Below are 18,411 nucleotides of genomic sequence, written 5' to 3' on the forward strand. Positions count from 1 at the left end.
GGGCGTACGGACGGTTGTGGCGGTCGTCACGTGGTCGTGGTGTCACGGGGTTCGGGGTCGGCGGCATCTCGTGGTCGTCCGGTGCGACAAAATCGAGGAGGGACGAGCCATGGATGCTCGATTCGACATGCTCGGCAACGAGATCGCCGTCAAGTTCGCCAAGCGGTTCGCCAACGCCGGCCTGGTCATCCACCAGTCGTCGTTGCCGAGGTCCACGCAGGAGTTGGTGTCGCTGCGCGCGAGCCAGATCAACGGGTGCGGCTGGTGCATCGACATGCACACCAAGGAGGCCGCGGCGGCCGGGGAGACGCCGGTCCGGCTGAACCTGGTCGCCGCCTGGCGGGAGTCGACCGTTTTCAGCGAGGCCGAGCAGGCGGCGCTGGCGCTCGCGGAGGAGGGCACCCGGCTCGCCGACGCCCACGAGGGGGTGTCGGACGAGACCTGGGCGGCGGTGCGCAAGCACTACGACGACGACCAGATCGCGGCGTTGGTGGCCCTGGTCGCGCTGATCAACGCGGCGAACCGGATGGCCGTGATCGTGCACCAGCGGGGCGGTTCCTACGAGCCGGGCATGTTCGCGGCCGCGTTGGGCTGACCGGTCGGCGGGCCCGGCCCGGACCGTTCCGGTCCGGGCCGGGCGCTCGGCGGCGTTCCCCTGCCTCAGGATGACGCCCGCTCAGGCGCCGACGTAGGCGGCGAGGTGTTCGCCGGTGAGGGTGGAGCGGGCGGCGACGAGGTCGGCGGGGGTGCCCTCGAAGACGATGCGGCCGCCGTCGTGGCCGGCGCCGGGGCCGAGGTCGATGATCCAGTCGGCGTGTGCCATGACCGCCTGGTGGTGCTCGATGACGATGACCGACTTGCCGGAGTCGACGAGCCGGTCGAGCAGGGCGAGGAGATGCTCGACGTCGGCGAGGTGCAGGCCGGTGGTCGGTTCGTCGAGGACGTAGACGCCGCCGCTGGTGGCCATCTGGGTGGCCAGCTTGAGCCGCTGCCGTTCGCCGCCGGACAGCGTGGTGAGCGGCTGGCCGAGGGTGAGGTAGCCGAGCCCGACGTCGGCGAGCCGGTCGAGGATCTTGTGGGCGGCCGGGGTGCGTGCCTCGCCGGCGCCGAAGAACTCCTCGGCCTCGTCGACGGACATGGCGAGCACCTCGCTGATGTCGCGGCCGCCGAGGTGGTATTCCAGGACGGAGGCCTGGAACCGCTTGCCTTCGCACTCCTCGCAGGTGGTGGCGACGCCGGCCATCATGGCGAGGTCGGTGTAGATGACGCCGGCGCCGTTGCAGGCGGGGCAGGCGCCCTCGGAGTTGGCGCTGAACAGGGCGGGCTTCACGCCGTTGGCCTTGGCGAAGGCCTTGCGGATGGGGTCGAGCAGTCCGGTGTACGTGGCGGGGTTGCTGCGGCGGGAGCCGCGGATGGCGCCCTGGTCGACGGTCACGACGCCGTCGCGTCCGGACACCGAGCCGTGGATGAGTGAGCTCTTGCCGGAGCCGGCCACGCCGGTGACGACGGTGAGCACTCCGAGCGGGATGTCGACGTCGACGTTCTGGAGGTTGTGGGTGTCGGCGCCGCGTACCTCCAGTTGGCCGGAGGGGGTGCGGACCGACGGCTTCAGGCGGGCGCGGTCGTCGAGGTGCCGGCCGGTGCGGGTGCCGCTGGCCCGTAGGCCGTCGACGGTGCCCTCGAAGACGACCTCGCCGCCGGCGGTGCCGGCGCCGGGGCCGAGGTCGACGACGTGGTCGGCGATGGCGATGGTTTCGGGTTTGTGTTCCACGACGAGCACGGTGTTGCCCTTGTTGCGCAGTTGGAGCAGGAGTTCGTTCATGCGCTGGATGTCGTGGGGGTGCAGGCCGATGGTGGGTTCGTCGAAGACGTAGGTCACGTCGGTGAGCGAGGAGCCGAGGTGGCGGATCATCTTGGTGCGCTGTGCCTCGCCGCCGGACAGGGTGCCGGAGGGCCGGTTGAGGGAGAGGTAGCCGAGCCCGATCTTCACGAACGAGTCGAGGGTGTGCTGGAGCTTCGCGAGCAGCGGCGCCACCGACGGTTCGTCGAGGTCGCGTACCCACGCGGCGAGGTCGCTGATCTGCATGGCGCAGGCGTCGGCGATGCTGATCCCGGCGATCTTCGACGAGCGGGCGGCCTCGTTGAGCCGCGTGCCCTCGCAGTCGGGGCAGGTGGTGAAGGTGACGACCCGTTCCACGAAGGCGCGGATGTGGGGCTGCATCGAGTCGACGTCCTTGGCCAACATCGACTTCTGGATCTTGGGGATGAGGCCCTCGTAGGTGAGGTTGATGCCCTCGACCTTGATCTTGACCGGCTCCTTGTAGAGCAGGTCGTGCAATTCCCTCTTGGTGAACTCGCGGATCGGCTTGTCGGGATCGAAGAAGCCGCAGCCGCTGAAGATGCGCCCGTACCAGCCGTCCATGCTGTAGCCGGGGATGGTGAGCGCGCCCTCGTTGAGCGACCTGCTGTCGTCGTACAGCTGGGTCAGGTCGAAGTCGGTGACCGAGCCTGTCCCCTCGCAGCGCGGGCACATGCCGCCGTTGATGCTGAACTCGCGCCGTTCCTTGACGGCCTGGCCGCCGCGTTCGATGGTGACCGCGCCGGCCCCGCTGATCGAGGCGACGTTGAAGGAGAAGGCCTGGGCGGAGCCGATGTGCGGCTGGCCGAGGCGGCTGAAGAGGATGCGCAGCATCGCGTTGGCGTCGGTGGCGGTGCCGACGGTGGAGCGGGGGTTGCCGCCCATCCGCTCCTGGTCGACGATGATCGCGGTGGTCAGCCCGTCGAGCACGTCGACCTCGGGGCGGGCCAGGGTCGGCATGAAGCCCTGCACGAAGGTGCTGTAGGTCTCGTTGATCAGGCGCTGCGACTCCGCGGCGATGGTGCCGAACACCAGGGAGCTCTTGCCGGAGCCGGAGACGCCGGTGAACACCGTCAGGCGGCGCTTCGGGATCTCGACGCTGACGTCCTTGAGGTTGTTCTCGCGGGCGCCCTGCACGCGGATCATGTCGTGGGTGTCGGCGGCGTGCGGCGCGGGCGACGGGGTGTCCGTCCTCATCGTGTCTCCGTCGGTGTGCGGGAGGGACGCGTGGTGGTGGGTGACGGCCATGGCGGTCACGCTAGTTGCGGCCCCGTGGCCTTCGCTTCTCGATTTCTGACCGGCCTGGTGACCTGCTTCGCGAGGCACGGGGGCGGCTCGGCGCCGCCGGCCGCCTGGGCGCGGTAGGTGCTGGGCGGCACACCGACGAGCTCGGTGAAGCGGGTGCTGAAGGTGCCCAGCGAGGAGCAGCCGACCGCGAAACAGACGTCGGTGACGCTGAGGTCGCCGCGGCGCAGCAGGGCCATGGCGCGTTCGATGCGGCGGGTCATGAGGTAGGAGTACGGGGACTCGCCGTAGGCGAGCCGGAACTGGCGGCTGAGGTGCCCGGCCGACATGTTCACCCCGCGTGCGAGCGCCTCGACGTCCAGCGGCTGCGTGTAGTCCCGGTCGATCCGGTCTCGGACGCGGCGCAGCCGGGCGAGGTCGCGCAGGTGCTGCGCGGCGGCGCTACTGCTGGTCACCTGCCCGATCGTGCCATGTCGCCGCGGGGGTTGCCCAGCACCGCCGCACCGGTCCGGGGCGGTCCGGTGCGGCGGTGGTCGTCTCAGCGCAGCCGGCGGGCGCCGAAGCGGGTGGGCGGGTCGGCGATGGCGTCCTGGGCGGCGACGATCTGCAGCTCCCGGGTGCCCGCGGCGAGGGTCGCCTCGAGGACGGCGAAGATGGAGTTGGTGGTGCGTTCCAGCGCCGTCTCGGGCGACCCGGTCGTGGCGAGGTGGGCCAGGTAGAGCGCGGCGGTGACGTCGCCGCCGCCGTTGGGGCTGATCGGCAGCAGCGGGGTGGTGACCGCCCAGGCGCCGGCGTCGGAGACGGCGACGACCTCCAGCGACCCGGCCGGCACGTCGCCGTGCAGGACGCTGGTGACCAGCACGTGCCGGGGTCCGGTGTCGCGGACGACGTCGACGGCGGCGAGCAGGTCGTCCAGGGTGTCGGTGCGGCGGCCGGCCAGGAACTCCAGTTCGAACTGGTTCGGGGTGACGATGTCGGCGCGGGGCACGACGGTGTCGCGCAGGTACTCGGGGATGCCGGGCCGGACGAACATGCCGCGGCCGACGTCGCCCATCACCGGGTCGCAGCAGTACACCGCGTCCGGGTTGGCGGCCTTCACCCGGGCGACCGCGTCGAGGATGACCGCGCCCATGGCCGGGTCGCCCTGGTAGCCGGAGAGCACGGCGTCGGCGGTGCCGAGCACGCCGCGGTCCTCGATCCCGGCGATCACCTCGGCGACGTCGGCCGGGGGCAGCAGCGGGCCGCGCCAGGCGCCGTAGCCGGTGTGGTTGGAGAAGTGCACGGTCAGCACCGGCCAGACCTCGTGCCGGAGCCGTTGCAGCGGGAACACGGCGGCGGAGTTGCCGACGTGGCCGTAGGCGACCGAGGACTGGATGGACAGGATCTTCACCTGCTCATCGTCGCATCCGCCGGCGGAGCCCTGGTCAGGTGTCGGTGCGCAGCCGGGCGTGCACGTGCATGTCGTGCCAGCCGTCGGCGTGCCGGGCGGCGCTGCGGTTGGTGCCCTCGAGGGGGAAGCCGGCGCGCTGCGCCACCTGGCAGGAGGCGGTGTTGGCCGTGGAGTGACGCAGCCCGAGGCGGTGCAGGCCGAGTTCGTCGAGGCTCCAGGCGGTGAGCGCGGCCAGGGCGCGGGCGGCCACGCGCCGGCCGCGGGCGGTGGGCAACACCCAGTACGACACCGCGGCCTCGGCCTCGTAGAGGTCGACCGCGCGCAGGCCGATCTGACCGAGCACACCGGCGTGGTCGGTGACGGCCCAGCTGGCGTCCGTCTCCTGGTGCCATCGTCGCGGCCAGGAGTCGATCCAGTCGCGGGCCTCGTCGTCGGTCATGGTGCGGCAGTGCCAGCGGCGGATGGCGGGGTCGGCGTACGCGGCGAGGACGGCGGGCCGGTCCTCGGGTCGCCAGGGCCGCAGGCGCAGGTCGCCGGCGTCGAGGTCGGGTTGGGGGTGGCGGGCGAGGGCGCCGGGGCGCAGGGCCGGGGTGGTGAGCAGCGGCATGCGCCCATGATCCGCCACGACGGGCGGTGACGGCGGGGCGACGCCGGGTGCGGGGCCGCGAGCGGCGCGGACCGTTCGGCTCAGGGTTTCGACCGTCCGGCGCGGGGTGGGTTTCGGCCCAGTGTGCGTTGGGGGCATGAACGGGTGGGTTTTTCGCCATTCTCCGGAGAGGAAGCAGGCATGCTTTCCGCACTCGATCGTCGGCACACCGTCGCGCCGCCGGGCTACAGCCGGTGGCTGATCCCACCGGCGGCGCTGGCCATCCATCTCTGCATCGGGCAGGTCTACGCGACCAGCGTGTACAAGAACTCCCTGATCGCGCACTTCGACACGGGACAGACGGCGATCGGGGTGATCTTCAGCATCGCCATCGTGATGCTGGGGTTGTCGGCCGCGGTGGCGGGCACGTGGGTGGAGGCGAACGGGCCGCGGAAGGCGATGCTCGTCTCGGCGTGCTTCTGGGCGGCGGGCTTCCTGGTCGGCGCGCTGGGCATCGCCACGAAGCAGCTGTGGCTGCTGTACCTGGGGTACGGGGTGCTCGGCGGGATCGGGCTGGGGATCGGGTACATCTCCCCCGTCTCCACGTTGATCAAGTGGTTCCCGGACCGGCCGGGCCTGGCGACCGGGTTGGCGATCATGGGCTTCGGTGGTGGGGCCATGGTGGCCTCTCCCCTGTCCCGGCAGCTGCTGTCGTTCTACGACCCCGGGTACGACCCGGCGAACGCGGGCTCGACGGCGTCGGGCAGCGCCCTGGTGTGGCTGTTCCTGACGTTGGGCGTCGGCTACTTCGTGATCATGATGTTCGGGGTGTTCAACGTGCGGGTGCCGGCGGCCGACTGGCGGCCGGCGGGCTTCGACCCGGCGCGGGTGGCGGCGAAGCCGCTGGTGACCACGGCGAACGTGTCGGCGGCCAACGCGGTGAAGACCCGCTCGTTCTGGCTGCTGTGGGTGGTGTTGTTCTGCAACGTGACGGCGGGCATCGGGATCCTGGAGCAGGCCAGCCCGATGATCCAGGACTTCTTCCGGGACAACGGGACCTCGGCGGTGTCGGTGGCGGCGGCCGGCGGGTTCGTGGGGCTGTTGTCGCTGTTCAACATGGCGGGCCGGTTCGTGTGGTCCTCGACGTCCGACGTGATCGGCCGCAAGCCCATCTACCTGCTGTACCTGGGTGTCGGGATGGTGCTGTACATCCTGCTGGCCCTGTTCGGGCAGACGGCGACGGCGCTGTTCGTGCTGCTGGCGTGCGTGATCCTGTCGTTCTACGGCGGCGGGTTCGCCACGGTGCCGGCGTACCTGCGGGACCTGTTCGGCACGTACGAGGTGGGCGCGATCCACGGCCGGCTGCTGACGGCGTGGTCGGCGGCCGGGGTGGCCGGTCCGCTGATCGTGAATGCGTTCCTGGACGCGCAGGGCAAGCCGGGCACGTTGACGGCGGCGGCGTACCGGCCGGCGCTGTTCACGATGGTCGGGGTGCTGGCGGTCGGTTTCGTGGCGAACCTGCTGATCCGGCCGGTGCCGGAGCGGTTCCACGAGCCGGTGTCGGGCCGGGACGGTGTCGAGGATGCGCAGCCGGTGACGGCGGAGAGGAGCGGGTCGTGAACGAGCGGGTCGGTGGCGGGCAGCGGGTCCGCCTGGTGGTGTCGTGGGTGGTGGTGTCGGCGCTGCTGGGGTACGGGGTGGTGCAGACGCTGATCACGGCGGCGAAGCTGTTCACCCACTAGAGGCGAGGGCGGCCCGGGGCGACGTCGCCCCGGGCCGCTGCCGGGTCAGAGGCCGCCGGCGATGCGCAGGACGGCCCCGGTGGTGTACGAGGCGTCGGGCCCGAGGAGGAACGCGATGGCACCGGCGACCTCGTCGGGTTCACCGGCGCGGCCCAGCGGGATGCGCCCGGCCGCGGTGTCCGGGCGGTCGGGCGCGCCGGACAGGGCGTGGATGTCGGTGCGGATGATGCCGGGGGCGACCGCGTTGACCCGGATGCCTTGCGGGGCGAGTTCCTTGGCGAGGCCGACGGTGAGGGTGTCGGTGGCGGCCTTCACGGCCGCGTAGTGGATGTACTCGCCGGGGCTGCCGAGGGTGGCGGCCGCCGAGGACACGTTGACGATGGCGCCGCCGCGGGCCATCCGGCGGGCGGCCTGCTGGGCGCACAGGACGTAGCCGACGAGGTTGACGTCCACGACCCGGCGCAGGTCGTCCACGCGCAGGTCGGCGAAGGGGCCGATCGGGCTGGTGATGCCGGCGTTGTTGACCAGGCCGGTCAGCGGGCCCAGCTCGGCGGCCGCGTCGAAGAGTCGCTGGACCTGGTCGGGGTCGGCGGTGTCGGCGGGGACGGCGACACCGCGGCGGCCGGCCGCGCGCACGTCGGCGAGGACCGCCTCGGCGGCGGCGTGGTCGCTGCGGTAGCCGACGACGACGTCGTGGCCGGCGGCGGCGAGCCGGCGGGCGGTGGCCGCGCCGATCCCGCGCCCCCCACCCGTGACGATGGTGACGGAGGTCAATGTGTTCTCCCCTGCCCTGCTGGTGGCGCTGACGTTACCGTGATCGGCGCGGGACCCGGACGGAGAGGACGGTCACACATGACGCGGGCGCTGGTGCTGGGTGGCGGTGGGGTGACCGGGGTGGCGTGGGAGTTGGGGCTGCTGGCCGGGCTGGCCGCACGGGGGGTCGACCTGACCGGGGCGGAGCTGGTGGTGGGCACCTCCGCCGGTTCGGTGGTGGGCGCGCAGGTGTGCTCCGGCACGGCGGTCGAGGACCTGTACGCGGCGCAGTTGCGCCCGGCGGGCACCGAGGTGGCGGCCCGGCTGGGGGTGGGGGTGCTGGCGCGCTGGGCGTGGGCGGGCACCCGGGGCCGGGACGCGGTGCGGGCGCGGGCCCGGGTCGGCGCGATGGCCCTGGCGGCGCGTACCCCGTCGGAGCAGTCGCGGCGGGCGGTCATCGCGGCGAGGTTGCCGGTGCACGGGTGGCCGGCGCGGCGGCTGCTCGTGACGGCGGTCGACGCGGCCTCGGGTGAGTTCGTCGTCTTCGACGCCGGCGCGCAGGTGCCGCTGGTGGACGCGGTGGGGGCCAGCTGCGCGGTGCCGGGGGTGTGGCCGCCGGTCACCATCGGCGGCCGGCGCTACGTCGACGGCGGGGTGCGCTCGGCGGTGAACGCGGACCTGGCGCGGGGCGCGCGGCGGGTGGTGGTCCTGGCGCCGACGCGCGCCGGGTTCGGGCCGATGCCGCGGCTGTCCGCGCAGGTGGCGGAGTTGCGGTCGGCGGGTGCGCGGGTGGCGGTGGTGTCGCCGGACCGGGCGGCGCGGGCCGCCATCGGGCGCAACGTGCTGGATCCGGCGCGGCGGGCCGCGTCGGCGCGGGCCGGGTTCGCGCAGGCGGCCGCGGTGGCCGACGAGGTGGCGGCCGTCTGGAGCACCGGGGGTTGATCTTTCGCGTGTCGGTGCCGGCTGGTATCAAGGCAGGCATCAGACACGTGTACGGAAGAGGGCTGTGATGGCGGGCCAGGGTTTGTCCACTGACGAGGTACAGGGCATCCGGGAGGCGTTGGCGGCCGGCCGCAAGCCCAAGGTGGTGTTCACGACGGCGGCCGGGCAGATGGCGGGCCAGCTCGGGCAGGTGGTGGAGCTGACCGACCCGGAGGTGTCCGAGGAGTTCGTGGTGGTCCGCTTCGGCCGCGACGAGCTGCCCTTCTCCCCCACCGACGTGGCGATCGCCCCGAAGGGCGCCGGGCGGCGGCCGGCGGAGCCGAAGCCGGAACCCCCGGTCGAGGCGGCGCCGGCGGAGCCGGAGTTCGTGTTGGACACGCCGGCGGTGCCGGCGCCGCGGCGGGAGGAGCCGAGGGTGGCGCAGCAGGCGGAGCCGAAGCCGGCGCGGCGGGCGGTGAAGGCCGTGAAGCCGAAGGGCCCGGCCGGGCTGACCGTGACGCTGGCCTACGCCGACGGCGAGTGGACGGTGGCGGCGCAGCAGGGCGCCAAGGCCCTCGCCAGGCCGTATGTCGTGAAGCCGGCCGAGGCGCTGCGGATGGTGGCGCTGGTCGACGTGCCCGGGGTGCAGGAGGCGGTGGAGCAGATCCTGGCCGCGGAGCGGGCCGAGGCCGAACAGCAGGCGGAGAAGCTGCGCGCCGAGCTGGCCGAGATCGAGGCCCGGCTGGCGGAGCTGCGCGAGGCCCGCTGAGCCGTGCCGCCGCGCCCCGGCCGAAAATCGCCTCGGCCGGGCCCGCGGTGCGCGCCCAGGCGCAGGCCCGCATCGACGCCGCGACGGCGGCCGGCATGCGGGTGCTGGTCGAGCGGTACTGCTACCGCTGGACGCCCGGGTGCGGCCTGCCGGCCCGGCCGGGGCGGCTGCAGTTCCGGCCCGAGCCCGACGACGCGGTGGTCCTGGACGCGCTGTGCCGCATCGGCGAGGGCAGCCTGGACGCCCACTTCCGGGCCGCGGCCGCCGCCCACGGCCCGCTCGCGGCGGCGCGGGAGGACCTGGACCTGCTGCGCTGGATGCCCAGCCCGCGGGACCGGTGGCGGATGGCGTTCACCCCCGGCGGCGAGCCCGTCGGCCTGGTCGTGCCGGCCCGCAACCCCACCGACCACGTCGTGGGGTTCGTCGGCATGCTGCCGGAACAGCGCGGCCACGGCTACGCCTACGACCTGCTCGTCGAGGGCACCCACCTGCTGGTCGAGGCGGGAGCCGAGGAGATCGTGGCCGCCACCGACCAGGGCAACGCCCCGATGGCGGCCACCTTCGCCCGGGCCGGCTACCCGGTCGAGTGGGAACGGATCGACCTGGTGTGAACGCCCCGCGGGGCCGGTGCGACCCCCTCGCACCGGCCCCGCGTCACCCGCGCCCGCAGGCTCGTCAGTGTTGCGGGATGTTCTGTACCCCGATCCGCTTGCGGAACACCCAGTAGGTCCAACCCTGGTAGGCCAGGACGATCGGGGTGAACACCACGGCCACCCAGGTCATGATCTTCAGGGTGTAGGGGGTGGAGGCGGCGTTGGTCGCTGTCAGCGTGCCGGCGGCGTCGAGGGTGGACGGCAGCACGTTCGGGAACAGCGCGGCGAACAGGGTCGCCACGGCCAGGGCGATGGCCACGGCGGTGCCGGCGAACGCCCAGCCCTCCCGGCGTACCCGGGCGGCGGCGAGACCGCCGAGCAGGGCGAGGGCGGCGCCCACGGCGAGCACGACGGCGGCCGCGCTGGAGCGGATGGTCAGGGTCCAGGACAGGAAGGCCACCGCCACCACGGCGGTGCCGACACCGAGCTTGACGGCCAGCGCGCCGGCCCGTTCCCGGATGTCGCCGCTGGTCTTCAGGGCGACGAACACCGCGCCGTGGGTCAGGAACAGGCCCAGGGTGGTCACCCCGCCGAGCAGGGCGTACGGGTTGAGCAGGTCGAACAGGCCGCCGGCGTACTCGTGGTCGGCCGACAGCGGCACGCCCCGGAGGATGTTGGCGAAGGCGACGCCCCACAGCACCGCCGGCACGGCCGAACCCCAGAAGATGGCCTGGTCCCAGCGGCGCTTCCAGGTCGCCTCGGTGCGCTTGTGCCGGTACTCGAAGGCCACCCCGCGGGCGATCAGGGCGAGCAGGATCAGCAGCAGCGGCAGGTAGAAGCCGGAGAAGAGGGTGGCGTACCACTCGGGGAAGGCGGCGAACATGGCACCGCCGGCGGTGATCAGCCAGACCTCGTTGCCGTCCCAGACCGGGCCGATGGTGTTGATGAGGACGCGGCGTTCCCGGTCGTCGCGGCCCAGCACGGGCAGCAGCATGCCGACGCCGAAGTCGAAGCCTTCGAGGATGAAGTAGCCGGTGAAGAGCACGGCGACGAGGAGAAACCAGACGGTCGTCAGTTCCACGGTGGGCTCCGGGGTCAGTAGGCGAACGCCAGCGGGCGGTCGGCGTCGTCGGTGTCGGCGGGTTCGGGGGCCGGAGTCACGTCGGGCACGCCGGCCTTGGCGTAGCGGACCAGCAGCTTGAACTCGACCACCGCGAGGGTGGCGTAGATCAGGGTGAAGGCGGTGAACGAGGTGAGGACCTCGGTCAGCGAGACGCTGCGGGAGACGCCGTCGCGGGTGAGCATCTCGCCGAAGACGATCCACGGCTGGCGGCCCATCTCGGTGAAGATCCAGCCGAAGGAGTTGGCCAGGAGCGGCAGGGCCGGCATGACCAGGCCGGCGCGCAGCAGCCAGCGGCTCGACGGGGTGCGGCCCTTGCGCTGGGTCCAGAGCACGATCAGGGCGATCGCGGCGGCGGCCAGCCCGAGGCCGATCATGAAGCGGAAGCTCCAGTAGGTGACCGGGATGATCGGGGTGTAGCTGCCGGCGCCGTACTGGCTGGCGTACTGGGCCTGGAGGTCGTTGATGCCCTGCACGGTGCCGTTCGGGTCGCCGGTGCCAAGGAACGACAGCAGGTACGGGATCTTGAGGGCGAAGACCTCGCGGCTGCCGTCGAGGCTGCCGACGGTGAGTACGGAGAACGAGGCGGGGCTCTCGGTGGTGTAGAGGCCCTCGGCGGCGGCCATCTTCATCGGCTGCACCTCGGTCATGATCTTGCCCTGGATGTCGCCGGTGAACAGCACCAGCGCCGAGGAGACCAGGACCACCCAGGAGCCGAACTTCGTGGCGAAGCGGTACGCGTCGGTGTCGGCGCTGTCGCGGTTGCGGATGACGTGCCACAGCCCGACGGCGACGATCAGCGACCCGGCGACGAGGAACGCGCCGGAGAGGGTGTGCGGGAAGGTGACCAGGGCGACCTTGTTGGTGAGCACGGCGACGAAGTCGGTCAGCTCGGCGCGGCCGGTCTCCGGGTTGATCCGGAAGCCGACCGGGTTCTGCATGAACGAGTTCGCGGCGAGGATGAAGTACGCGGACAGGTTCGTGCCGATCGCCGCGGCCCAGATGGCGGCCAGGTGCAGGCGCTTGGGCAGCCGGTCCCAGCCGAAGATCCACAGGCCGATGAAGGTCGACTCCAGGAAGAACGCGACCAGGGCCTCGATGGCCAGCGGCGCGCCGAAGATGTCGCCGACGAAGCGCGAGTAGTCCGACCAGTTCATGCCGAACTGGAACTCCTGCACGATGCCGGTGACCACGCCCATCGCGAAGTTGATGAGGAAGAGCTTGCCGTAGAACTTCGTCAGCTTGAGGTACCGCTCCTTGCCGGTGCGGTGCCACATCGTCTGGAGGATGGCCACCAGCACGGACAGGCCGATGGTCAAGGGCACGAAGAGAAAGTGGTAGACGGTGGTGACACCGAACTGCCAGCGGGCGACGTCCAACGCGTCCACCTGAAACCCCCAGCTGTGCATACTACGAGACGTAGTAAATACTACTCGGCGTCGTAGAAGAATGGGCAGGGCCGCACGGCCCGAAGCGGCCCGGGACCAATGACCCTGATCACCTCTGCCGGTCGGCCCGGGATCGGGTCCCGGGCTCACCCGCGCGCGTGCGACCATCCAGCACTGATGGACACCCCGATCACCCACTGGCGGGCGCCCCTGCTCTGGCGCGCCGTGCAACTGGCCGCCCGCGGCCTCGTCGCCCTGGTCGGCCGGCTCGAGGTCAGCGGCGACGTGCCGGACGAGCTGCGCCGCGGGCCGCTGGTCCTGGCCGCCAACCACATCAGCCCCTTCGACCCCGTGGTGCTCGCCGCCGCCTGCCAGGTCCGCGGGATCCACCCGCGGATCATGGCCACCGGCGGGCTGTTCCGCGCCCCGGTGATCGGCCCGCTGATGCGCCGCGCCGGGCACATCCGCGTCGACCGCGGCACCAGCTCGGTGCGCCACTCGCTGGAGATGGCCGCCGGCGCGGTGGCCGGCGGCTCGGTGGTGCTGGTCTACCCCGAAGGTCGCATCGGGCTCGACCCCGGCATGTGGCCCGAGCGGGGCAAGACCGGCGCCGCCCGGCTCGCCTTCGCCAGCGGCGCCCCCGTCCTCCCGGTCGCCCAGTGGGGATCCCACGAGGTGCTGCCCTACCGGGCGCCCCAGGGCATGCTGCCCGCCCTGGCCCGGGCGGTGTGGCGCCGGCCCGTCATCCGGGTGCGGTTCGGCACCCCGGTGCTGCTGCGCGACCTGCACCCCGGCACGCCCGGCGCGGCCCGGCGGGCCACCGACCGGATCATCGACGCGATCACCGACGACCTGGCGCCGCTGCGCCCCGACGAGCCCGACCGGCCCCGCCACGTCGACCCCGGCCGCCCCACCGAGACCACCCGGTCGCACCGCCGCCGGCCGGCGAGCTGACCCGTCAGGCATCGCCGGCCACCGACCGGGGGTATGCCAGGGCCGCCGCCGCCGGCCGGCCGAGAGGAAACGACCGTGGCGTCCATCCGGGCCCTGGTGCTCAACTGCACGCTGAAGCCGCCCGCCCCAAACCGGACACCACGGGCCGCACCACCACGGCGCTGGCCCCCAACAGCGCGCACCTGGCGCGGCTGCTGGCCGAGCAGCCGTACCCGCCGCCGCAGACCCGCGACGCCGGCGTCGGCCCGAGCCCGCAGCCGGGCTGACCCGCCCACGTCGCGCCGTTCCGCTGCGCCGACCCGCCGCCCGGTGCGACCCTGCGAGCGGAACGCGGGCAGGCAGCGGACGGCGGAGGCGGGGATGAGCGCACCAACGGTCCTGATCACCGGCACATCCACCGGGATCGGCCTGGAGACCGCCGTGGGCGCGGCCCGCGCCGGCTGGCGGACCGTGGCCACCCTGCGCGACCTCGCCCGCGCCGACCGGCTGCGCGCCGCCGCCGACGCCGCCGGGGTCGCCGACCTGCTCGACGTACGCCTGCTCGACGTCGTCGACCAGGCCGAGGTGGCCGCCTGCGTGGCCGACGTCGTGGCCCGCCACGGCCGGCTCGACGCGGTGGTCAACAACGCCGGCGCCGGGCACGTCGGCACCCTCGAACAGGAAACCGTCGAGGACGTCCGGGCCGTCATGGAGGTCAACTTCTTCGGCGTCCTGCACGTCACCCGCGCCGCCCTGCCGCACCTGCGCGCCACCCGGGGGCGGCTGATCACCGTGACCAGCGTCGGCGGGGTGGTCGGGCAGCCGTTCAACGAGGCGTACTGCGCGGCGAAGTTCGCCGTCGAGGGGTTCATGGAGAGCCTCGCCCCGGTCGCCGCCACCGTCGGGGTCAGCGTCGCCGTCGTCGAGCCGGGCGCGGTGGCCAGCGAGTTCGTCGCGAACGTCGGCCTCGACCCGGAGGCCGCGATCGCCGCCGCCGGGGTGTACGGGCCGGCGCTGCGCGCGTACCTGAACCGGAGCGCCGCCGCGTTCGCCACCGCGCAGTCGCCGGCCGACGCCGCGGCGGCCGTGGTGGCGACGCTTGTCGACCCGGAGCCCGCGCCCCGGGTGCAGACCTCCCCCGCCGCCCGGCAGTTCGTCGGCGTCAAGCTGGCCGACCCCGACGGTCTCGGGGTGACCGCGTTGACCGCGGGCTGGGTGCGCTGAGGCTCAGCCGGCGGCGGCCAGCCGGGCGTCCAGCGCGGCCAGGTCGGGCACGAACCAGATGTGGTCGTGCCGGTTGGACTCGGCCACCAGCGCGCGCAGCGCGCCGCTCTCGGCCAGGTGCGCGGAGATGTCGCCGACGACGACCAGCCGCAGCCGGTAGTTGACGAACTTCTGCATGACCTCCCCGGCGAAGCGGGTGCCCAGCGAGAAGAAGCTCGGGTCGAGCCGCCCGGCGGGCACCGCGACCACCTCGGCGCCGCCGAAGGCCGCGCCGATCAGATCGAGGGCCGCCTCGGTGGTGGCCACCGGCGGGCCGGCCGGGTCGCAGACCAGCACCGGCACCCCGGCCCGCTCCTCCAGCACGTCAGGCATCGTCGGTCTCCTTCCCGGTGAGCAGGCCGTTGTCGCCGGCCAGCACGGCGTCGACCAGGCGCAGCAGGTCGGCGGTGGCGGCGGCGTCGCCCAGGATCACGATCTTCATGCGGTGGCGTTCCTCGTCGTGGACGGTCTGCACGCGCAGGGGGCGCGCGGGGTCGTGGTGGGTGTTGACGCCGGCCAGCACGAGCGTGGCGAGGCGGTCGGCCGCCGCCCGGTCGACGCCGTCGACCTGCACGATGCTCGACACCTCCGCCGCCGGCACGCCGGCGGCGGGCGCGGGCCGGCCGGTCAGCGCGTCGAGGTCGGCGCGGGCGATCCGGTACTGCTTGCCGATCCGCACCGCGCGCAGCCGACCGGTGCGGATGTAGCCGCGCACGGTGCGCACGTGCAGCCCGAGCAGCTCCGCCACCTGCTCCACCGAGTACATGTCGTTACCCATCGCGCCCCATGGTAGCGACAACAGGGAACGATAGGGAAGTTGGTTGCGGCGACGCCGGCCGGTCACCCGGACGTCACGCGGGCCCGGCATACTTCCGGCGTGCAGCCCCGACACGGCTACCTCGACGCCCCCGCACCCCTCGCGTTCGCCCACCGCGGCGGCGCGGCCGAGGGCGACGAGAACACCGCCGCCGCGTTCGCCCGCGCCGTCGCCCTGGGCTACCGGTACGTGGAGACCGACGTACACGCCACCGCCGACGGCGTGCCGGTGATCTTCCACGACGCCACCCTGCACCGGGTCACCGGCGAACGCGGCCGCATCGCCGACCTGCGCTGGGCCGACCTGGCCTCGGTACGCGTCGGCGGCGCCGCCGTGGTGCCCCGCCTCGACGAGGTCCTCGGCGCGTGGCCGGAGGTCCGGTTCAACGTCGACGTCAAGGCCGACGGGGGCGTCGTCCCGACCGTCGACACGGTCACCCGGGCCGGCGCCGGCGACCGGGTGCTGCTCGCCTCGTTCAGCGACGCCCGGCTGGCCCGGCTGCGGGCCCTGGCCGGGGCGAAGGTCGCCACCAGCCTGGGCATGCGCGGGGTGGCCCGGCTGCGGATGGCGTCCCTGCACGGGCGGCCGATGCGGCTGCCCCCGTCGGTGGTCGCCGCCCAGGTCCCGGTCCGGTACGGCCGGGTGCCCGTGGTCGACCGGCGGTTCCTCGACTACTGCCACCGGCTCGGGTTGCAGGTGCATGTCTGGACGATCGACGAACCCACCGAAATGCACGACTTACTTGATCTTGGTGTGGATGGCATCATGACCGATCACGTCGGCGTGCTGCGCGACGTCTACCGCAGCCGCGGCCACTGGGCCGCCTGAACCTCCGAGGACCCCGATGGCCGAAACGGTCGCCCCCGCCGTCGCCGAGCCCGCCCGCCCGGGCAGCACCCGCCGCGAACGCACCGGCTGGTACTTCTACGACTGGGCGAACTCCGCCTTCCAGACCACGGTGATCACGGTCTTCCTCGGCCCGTTCCTCACCACCGTCACCGAGCTGGCCGCCGGCTGCGAACTGGGCGCCGACAGCTGCGACGGAGCCGTGCACCCGCTGGGCATCCGGATCGCGGCCGGCTCCTACTACCCGTACCTGATCTCGCTGTCGGTGTTCCTCACCGTGTTCGTGCTGCCCGTCGTCGGGGCGATCGCCGACCGGTCGGCGCACAAGAAGCGCCTGCTCGCCGCGGCGGCGTTCACCGGCGCCGGCGCGACCATCGCGTTCGCGTTCGTCACCGGCGAGCGCTACCTGCTCGGCGGGGCGCTGTTCCTGGTCGCCAACATCTCCTTCGGCGCCGCCGTGGTCGTCTACAACTCGTTCCTGCCGCAGCTCGGCGGCCCCGACGACCGGGACGCCATCTCCAGCCGCGGCTGGGCCATCGGCTACCTCGGCGGCGGGCTGCTGCTCGCGCTGAACCTGGTCGCGGTCACCATGCTCAGCGAGGAGGGCAACCCGCAGCGCACGCTCGACCTGGCCCGCTGGTCGATCGTCTCGGCCGGCGTCTGGTGGGCGGCGTTCACCCTGCTGCCGCTGCGCTGGCTGCGCGAGCACCCCACCGCCGCGGCGCTGCACGGCGGCGGCAACGTGCTCACCGACGGGTTCCGGCAGCTCGGCCACACCCTGCGCGAGATCAAGGCGTACCCGCTGACGCTGTTCTTCCTGCTCGCCTTCCTGGTCTTCAACGACGGCATCCAGACCGTCATCACCCTGGCCAGCCAGTACGGCACCGAGGAGCTGCGGCTGGAGCAGAGCACCCTGATCGTGACGATCCTGCTGGTGCAGTTCCTGGCCTTCGGCGGCGCGCTCGCCCTCGGCGCCCTGGCCCGGCGCATCGGCGCCTGGAAGACCGTGCTGCTGTCCCTGGTGCTCTGGACCGGCGTGATCATCGCCGCGTTCCGGCTGCCCGCCGAGGCGCCGCTGCCGTTCATGGTCCTCGGCGGGTGCATCGGCCTGGTGCTCGGCGGCAGCCAGGCGCTGAGCCGGTCGCTGTTCAGCCAGCTCATCCCCGCCGGCAAGGAGGGCGAGTACTACGGCTTCTACGAGATCAGCGACAAGGGCACCAGCTGGCTCGGGCCGCTCGCCTTCGGCCTCGTGTTCCAGCTCACCTCCTCGTACCGGGTGGGCCTGGTCTCCCTGCTGATCTTCTTCGTGGTCGGCTTCGCGCTGCTGGCGGCCGTGCCGATCCGCCGGGCCATCGTCGCCGCCGGCAACACCCCGCCCCGGGTGCTGTGAGGCGTGCCCGCGCGGACCCCGCGCGGGCAAGATCCTTCCGCGTCGATGGGCTAGGCTGCCGCGACGTGACCGACGACGCCGCTGCCGCCCCGATCTGCCTGGCCCGCCCGCTCCCGGGCCCGGACGACGACCGTGCCGGCGGCTGCGCCGCCGCCCGCGCCGTCGACGGCCGGCCGCTGCACGCCGCCGCGCTGAAGTTCTTCTGGGGGCCGATGGACTGCGGCAAGTCCACCATGGCCCTCCAGATGAACTACAACCACGCCCGGCAGGGCCGCCGCGGCCTGGTCACCACCCGCATCGACCGCTCGCTCGGCCCGCAGGTCACCACCCGCATCGGGCTGGCCCACTCCGCCGTCGAGGTGACCGACGAGCTGGACCTGCGCGACCTGGTGCGCGACGCGTGGGCCGAGGGGGTCCGCGTCGACTACCTGATCTGCGACGAGGCGTCCTTCTACAACCTGGCGCACATCGAGCAGATGGCCGACCTGGTCGACAACTTCGACGTCGACGTGTACGCCTTCGGCCTCGCCACCGACTTCCGCTCCTGCCTGTTCCCGGCCGCGCAGCGGCTGTTCGAACTCGCCGACGAGGTGGCCCGCATCCAGGTCGAGGTGCTGTGCTGGTGCGGCCGGGAGGGGCGGCTCAACGCCCGGGTCGTCGAGGGCCGGGTGGTGCGCGAGGGCGAGCAGGTCGTCATCGGCGACACCGTGGACACCGCCGACGTGCGCTACCAGGTGCTGTGCCGGCGCCACTACCGCTCCGGCGACCTCGGCCCGCGCGCCTGATTCGCACGGTCC

20 protein-coding genes are annotated in these 18,411 nt (G+C 73.0%); 11 read left to right on the forward strand and 9 right to left on the reverse strand.

Annotation, left to right across the window (positions count from 1 at the left end):
* Positions 1-109: 109 nt before the first annotated feature.
* Positions 110-595: a carboxymuconolactone decarboxylase family protein gene (locus tag FXF50_RS03450; RefSeq protein ID WP_148425755.1), complete on the forward strand. Its 486-nt coding sequence runs from the start codon at positions 110-112 to the stop codon at positions 593-595.
* A gap of 81 nt (positions 596-676) precedes the next feature.
* Here the strand turns inward: FXF50_RS03450 and FXF50_RS03455 are convergent, their stop codons facing one another.
* The 4 genes from FXF50_RS03455 to FXF50_RS03470 all read right to left on the reverse strand — a co-directional run bounded on the left by FXF50_RS03455 (position 677) and on the right by FXF50_RS03470 (position 5,100).
* Positions 677-3,055 (reverse strand): excinuclease ABC subunit UvrA, encoded by a 2,379-nt coding sequence (locus FXF50_RS03455; protein WP_148426255.1) that lies wholly within the window; start codon positions 3,053-3,055, stop codon positions 677-679.
* Between the two features lie 56 nt (positions 3,056-3,111).
* Positions 3,112-3,558: a helix-turn-helix transcriptional regulator gene (locus tag FXF50_RS03460; protein WP_148425756.1), complete on the reverse strand. Its 447-nt coding sequence runs from the start codon at positions 3,556-3,558 to the stop codon at positions 3,112-3,114.
* Positions 3,559-3,641: 83 nt separating this feature from the next.
* Positions 3,642-4,493, reverse strand: a complete 852-nt coding sequence (pdxY, locus tag FXF50_RS03465) for a pyridoxal kinase PdxY (protein WP_148425757.1) — start codon at positions 4,491-4,493, stop codon at positions 3,642-3,644.
* 34 nt (positions 4,494-4,527) lie between these two features.
* The gene (locus FXF50_RS03470) at positions 4,528-5,100 is read right to left on the reverse strand and encodes a GNAT family N-acetyltransferase (protein WP_148425758.1); all 573 of its coding nucleotides are present in this window, start codon (positions 5,098-5,100) and stop codon (positions 4,528-4,530) included.
* Positions 5,101-5,280: 180 nt separating this feature from the next.
* Between FXF50_RS03470 and FXF50_RS03475 the strand changes: the two genes are divergently transcribed.
* The gene (locus FXF50_RS03475; protein WP_148425759.1) at positions 5,281-6,699 is read left to right on the forward strand and encodes an OFA family MFS transporter; all 1,419 of its coding nucleotides are present in this window, start codon (positions 5,281-5,283) and stop codon (positions 6,697-6,699) included.
* Entirely contained in the window at positions 6,696-6,821 is a 126-nt protein-coding gene (locus FXF50_RS29670) for a hypothetical protein (RefSeq protein ID WP_255509868.1), read from the forward strand. The genes FXF50_RS03475 and FXF50_RS29670 overlap by 4 nt, the downstream gene beginning before the upstream one ends.
* 45 nt (positions 6,822-6,866) lie before the next feature.
* Here FXF50_RS29670 and FXF50_RS03480 read toward each other — a convergent pair whose 3' ends face one another.
* On the reverse strand, positions 6,867-7,595 hold the full coding sequence (locus FXF50_RS03480; protein WP_148425760.1) for an SDR family oxidoreductase: 729 nt from the start codon (positions 7,593-7,595) through the stop codon (positions 6,867-6,869).
* 78 nt (positions 7,596-7,673) lie between these two features.
* On the opposite strand from FXF50_RS03480, the gene FXF50_RS03485 reads away from it, so the two are divergent.
* The 3 genes from FXF50_RS03485 (at position 7,674) to FXF50_RS03495 (ending at position 9,875) form a co-directional block, all read left to right on the forward strand.
* The gene (locus tag FXF50_RS03485) at positions 7,674-8,516 is read left to right on the forward strand and encodes a patatin-like phospholipase family protein (protein ID WP_148425761.1); all 843 of its coding nucleotides are present in this window, start codon (positions 7,674-7,676) and stop codon (positions 8,514-8,516) included.
* Positions 8,517-8,583: 67 nt separating this feature from the next.
* Positions 8,584-9,264 carry a hypothetical protein gene (locus FXF50_RS03490; RefSeq protein WP_148425762.1) on the forward strand — a complete coding sequence of 227 codons (681 nt, stop codon included), beginning with the start codon at positions 8,584-8,586 and terminating at the stop codon, positions 9,262-9,264.
* Between the two features lie 47 nt (positions 9,265-9,311).
* Positions 9,312-9,875: a GNAT family N-acetyltransferase gene (locus FXF50_RS03495; RefSeq protein ID WP_222865985.1), complete on the forward strand. Its 564-nt coding sequence runs from the start codon at positions 9,312-9,314 to the stop codon at positions 9,873-9,875.
* Positions 9,876-9,939: 64 nt separating this feature from the next.
* Here FXF50_RS03495 and cydB read toward each other — a convergent pair whose 3' ends face one another.
* Both cydB and FXF50_RS03505 read right to left on the reverse strand, forming a co-directional pair.
* Positions 9,940-10,938, reverse strand: a complete 999-nt coding sequence (gene cydB, locus FXF50_RS03500) for a cytochrome d ubiquinol oxidase subunit II (protein WP_091307023.1) — start codon at positions 10,936-10,938, stop codon at positions 9,940-9,942.
* A 14-nt stretch (positions 10,939-10,952) separates the two neighbouring features.
* Positions 10,953-12,365 carry a cytochrome ubiquinol oxidase subunit I gene (locus tag FXF50_RS03505; RefSeq protein ID WP_187399494.1) on the reverse strand — a complete coding sequence of 471 codons (1,413 nt, stop codon included), beginning with the start codon at positions 12,363-12,365 and terminating at the stop codon, positions 10,953-10,955.
* Between the two features lie 177 nt (positions 12,366-12,542).
* Between FXF50_RS03505 and FXF50_RS03510 the strand changes: the two genes are divergently transcribed.
* Positions 12,543-13,319, forward strand: coding sequence for a 1-acyl-sn-glycerol-3-phosphate acyltransferase (locus FXF50_RS03510; protein WP_148425764.1), 777 nt, complete (start codon positions 12,543-12,545; stop codon positions 13,317-13,319).
* 360 nt (positions 13,320-13,679) lie between these two features.
* On the forward strand, positions 13,680-14,522 hold the full coding sequence (locus tag FXF50_RS03515) for an SDR family NAD(P)-dependent oxidoreductase (RefSeq protein ID WP_148425765.1): 843 nt from the start codon (positions 13,680-13,682) through the stop codon (positions 14,520-14,522).
* A 3-nt stretch (positions 14,523-14,525) separates the two neighbouring features.
* Here FXF50_RS03515 and FXF50_RS03520 read toward each other — a convergent pair whose 3' ends face one another.
* Together FXF50_RS03520 and FXF50_RS03525 are read right to left on the reverse strand one after the other, a co-directional pair.
* Positions 14,526-14,894, reverse strand: coding sequence for a DUF4180 domain-containing protein (locus FXF50_RS03520; protein WP_148425766.1), 369 nt, complete (start codon positions 14,892-14,894; stop codon positions 14,526-14,528).
* A complete protein-coding gene (locus FXF50_RS03525; RefSeq protein WP_255509869.1) occupies positions 14,887-15,339 on the reverse strand; it encodes a helix-turn-helix domain-containing protein in 453 nt (150 codons plus the stop codon). Before FXF50_RS03525 ends, FXF50_RS03520 begins: the two co-directional genes overlap by 8 nt.
* Before the next feature lie 99 nt (positions 15,340-15,438).
* Between FXF50_RS03525 and FXF50_RS03530 the strand changes: the two genes are divergently transcribed.
* The 3 genes from FXF50_RS03530 to FXF50_RS03540 all read left to right on the forward strand — a co-directional run bounded on the left by FXF50_RS03530 (position 15,439) and on the right by FXF50_RS03540 (position 18,399).
* Positions 15,439-16,206 carry a glycerophosphodiester phosphodiesterase family protein gene (locus FXF50_RS03530; RefSeq protein ID WP_148425767.1) on the forward strand — a complete coding sequence of 256 codons (768 nt, stop codon included), beginning with the start codon at positions 15,439-15,441 and terminating at the stop codon, positions 16,204-16,206.
* Between the two features lie 16 nt (positions 16,207-16,222).
* The gene (locus FXF50_RS03535) at positions 16,223-17,614 is read left to right on the forward strand and encodes an MFS transporter (protein WP_148425768.1); all 1,392 of its coding nucleotides are present in this window, start codon (positions 16,223-16,225) and stop codon (positions 17,612-17,614) included.
* A 65-nt stretch (positions 17,615-17,679) separates the two neighbouring features.
* Positions 17,680-18,399, forward strand: coding sequence for a thymidine kinase (locus tag FXF50_RS03540; RefSeq protein WP_148425769.1), 720 nt, complete (start codon positions 17,680-17,682; stop codon positions 18,397-18,399).
* The last annotated feature ends 12 nt before the right edge of the window (positions 18,400-18,411 follow it).

Origin of the sequence: Micromonospora sp. AP08, assembly GCF_008085935.1 — a bacterium.
Taxonomy (GTDB): domain Bacteria; phylum Actinomycetota; class Actinomycetes; order Mycobacteriales; family Micromonosporaceae; genus Micromonospora; species Micromonospora chersina.

What these genes read in the sequence shown, in the direction of transcription:
- FXF50_RS03525 (WP_255509869.1), bottom strand. Translation starts at nt 15,339, where the DNA reads ATGGGTAACGACATGTACTCGGTGGAGCAGGTGGCGGAGCTGCTCGGG.
- FXF50_RS03485 (WP_148425761.1), top strand. Translation starts at nt 7,674, where the DNA reads ATGACGCGGGCGCTGGTGCTGGGTGGCGGTGGGGTGACCGGGGTGGCG.
- FXF50_RS03475 (WP_148425759.1), top strand. Translation starts at nt 5,281, where the DNA reads ATGCTTTCCGCACTCGATCGTCGGCACACCGTCGCGCCGCCGGGCTAC.
- FXF50_RS03515 (WP_148425765.1), top strand. Translation starts at nt 13,680, where the DNA reads ATGAGCGCACCAACGGTCCTGATCACCGGCACATCCACCGGGATCGGC.
- FXF50_RS03535 (WP_148425768.1), top strand. Translation starts at nt 16,223, where the DNA reads ATGGCCGAAACGGTCGCCCCCGCCGTCGCCGAGCCCGCCCGCCCGGGC.
- FXF50_RS03450 (WP_148425755.1), top strand. Translation starts at nt 110, where the DNA reads ATGGATGCTCGATTCGACATGCTCGGCAACGAGATCGCCGTCAAGTTC.
- FXF50_RS03490 (WP_148425762.1), top strand. Translation starts at nt 8,584, where the DNA reads ATGGCGGGCCAGGGTTTGTCCACTGACGAGGTACAGGGCATCCGGGAG.
- FXF50_RS03455 (WP_148426255.1), bottom strand. Translation starts at nt 3,055, where the DNA reads ATGAGGACGGACACCCCGTCGCCCGCGCCGCACGCCGCCGACACCCAC.
- FXF50_RS03520 (WP_148425766.1), bottom strand. Translation starts at nt 14,894, where the DNA reads ATGCCTGACGTGCTGGAGGAGCGGGCCGGGGTGCCGGTGCTGGTCTGC.
- FXF50_RS03470 (WP_148425758.1), bottom strand. Translation starts at nt 5,100, where the DNA reads ATGCCGCTGCTCACCACCCCGGCCCTGCGCCCCGGCGCCCTCGCCCGC.
- FXF50_RS03510 (WP_148425764.1), top strand. Translation starts at nt 12,543, where the DNA reads ATGGACACCCCGATCACCCACTGGCGGGCGCCCCTGCTCTGGCGCGCC.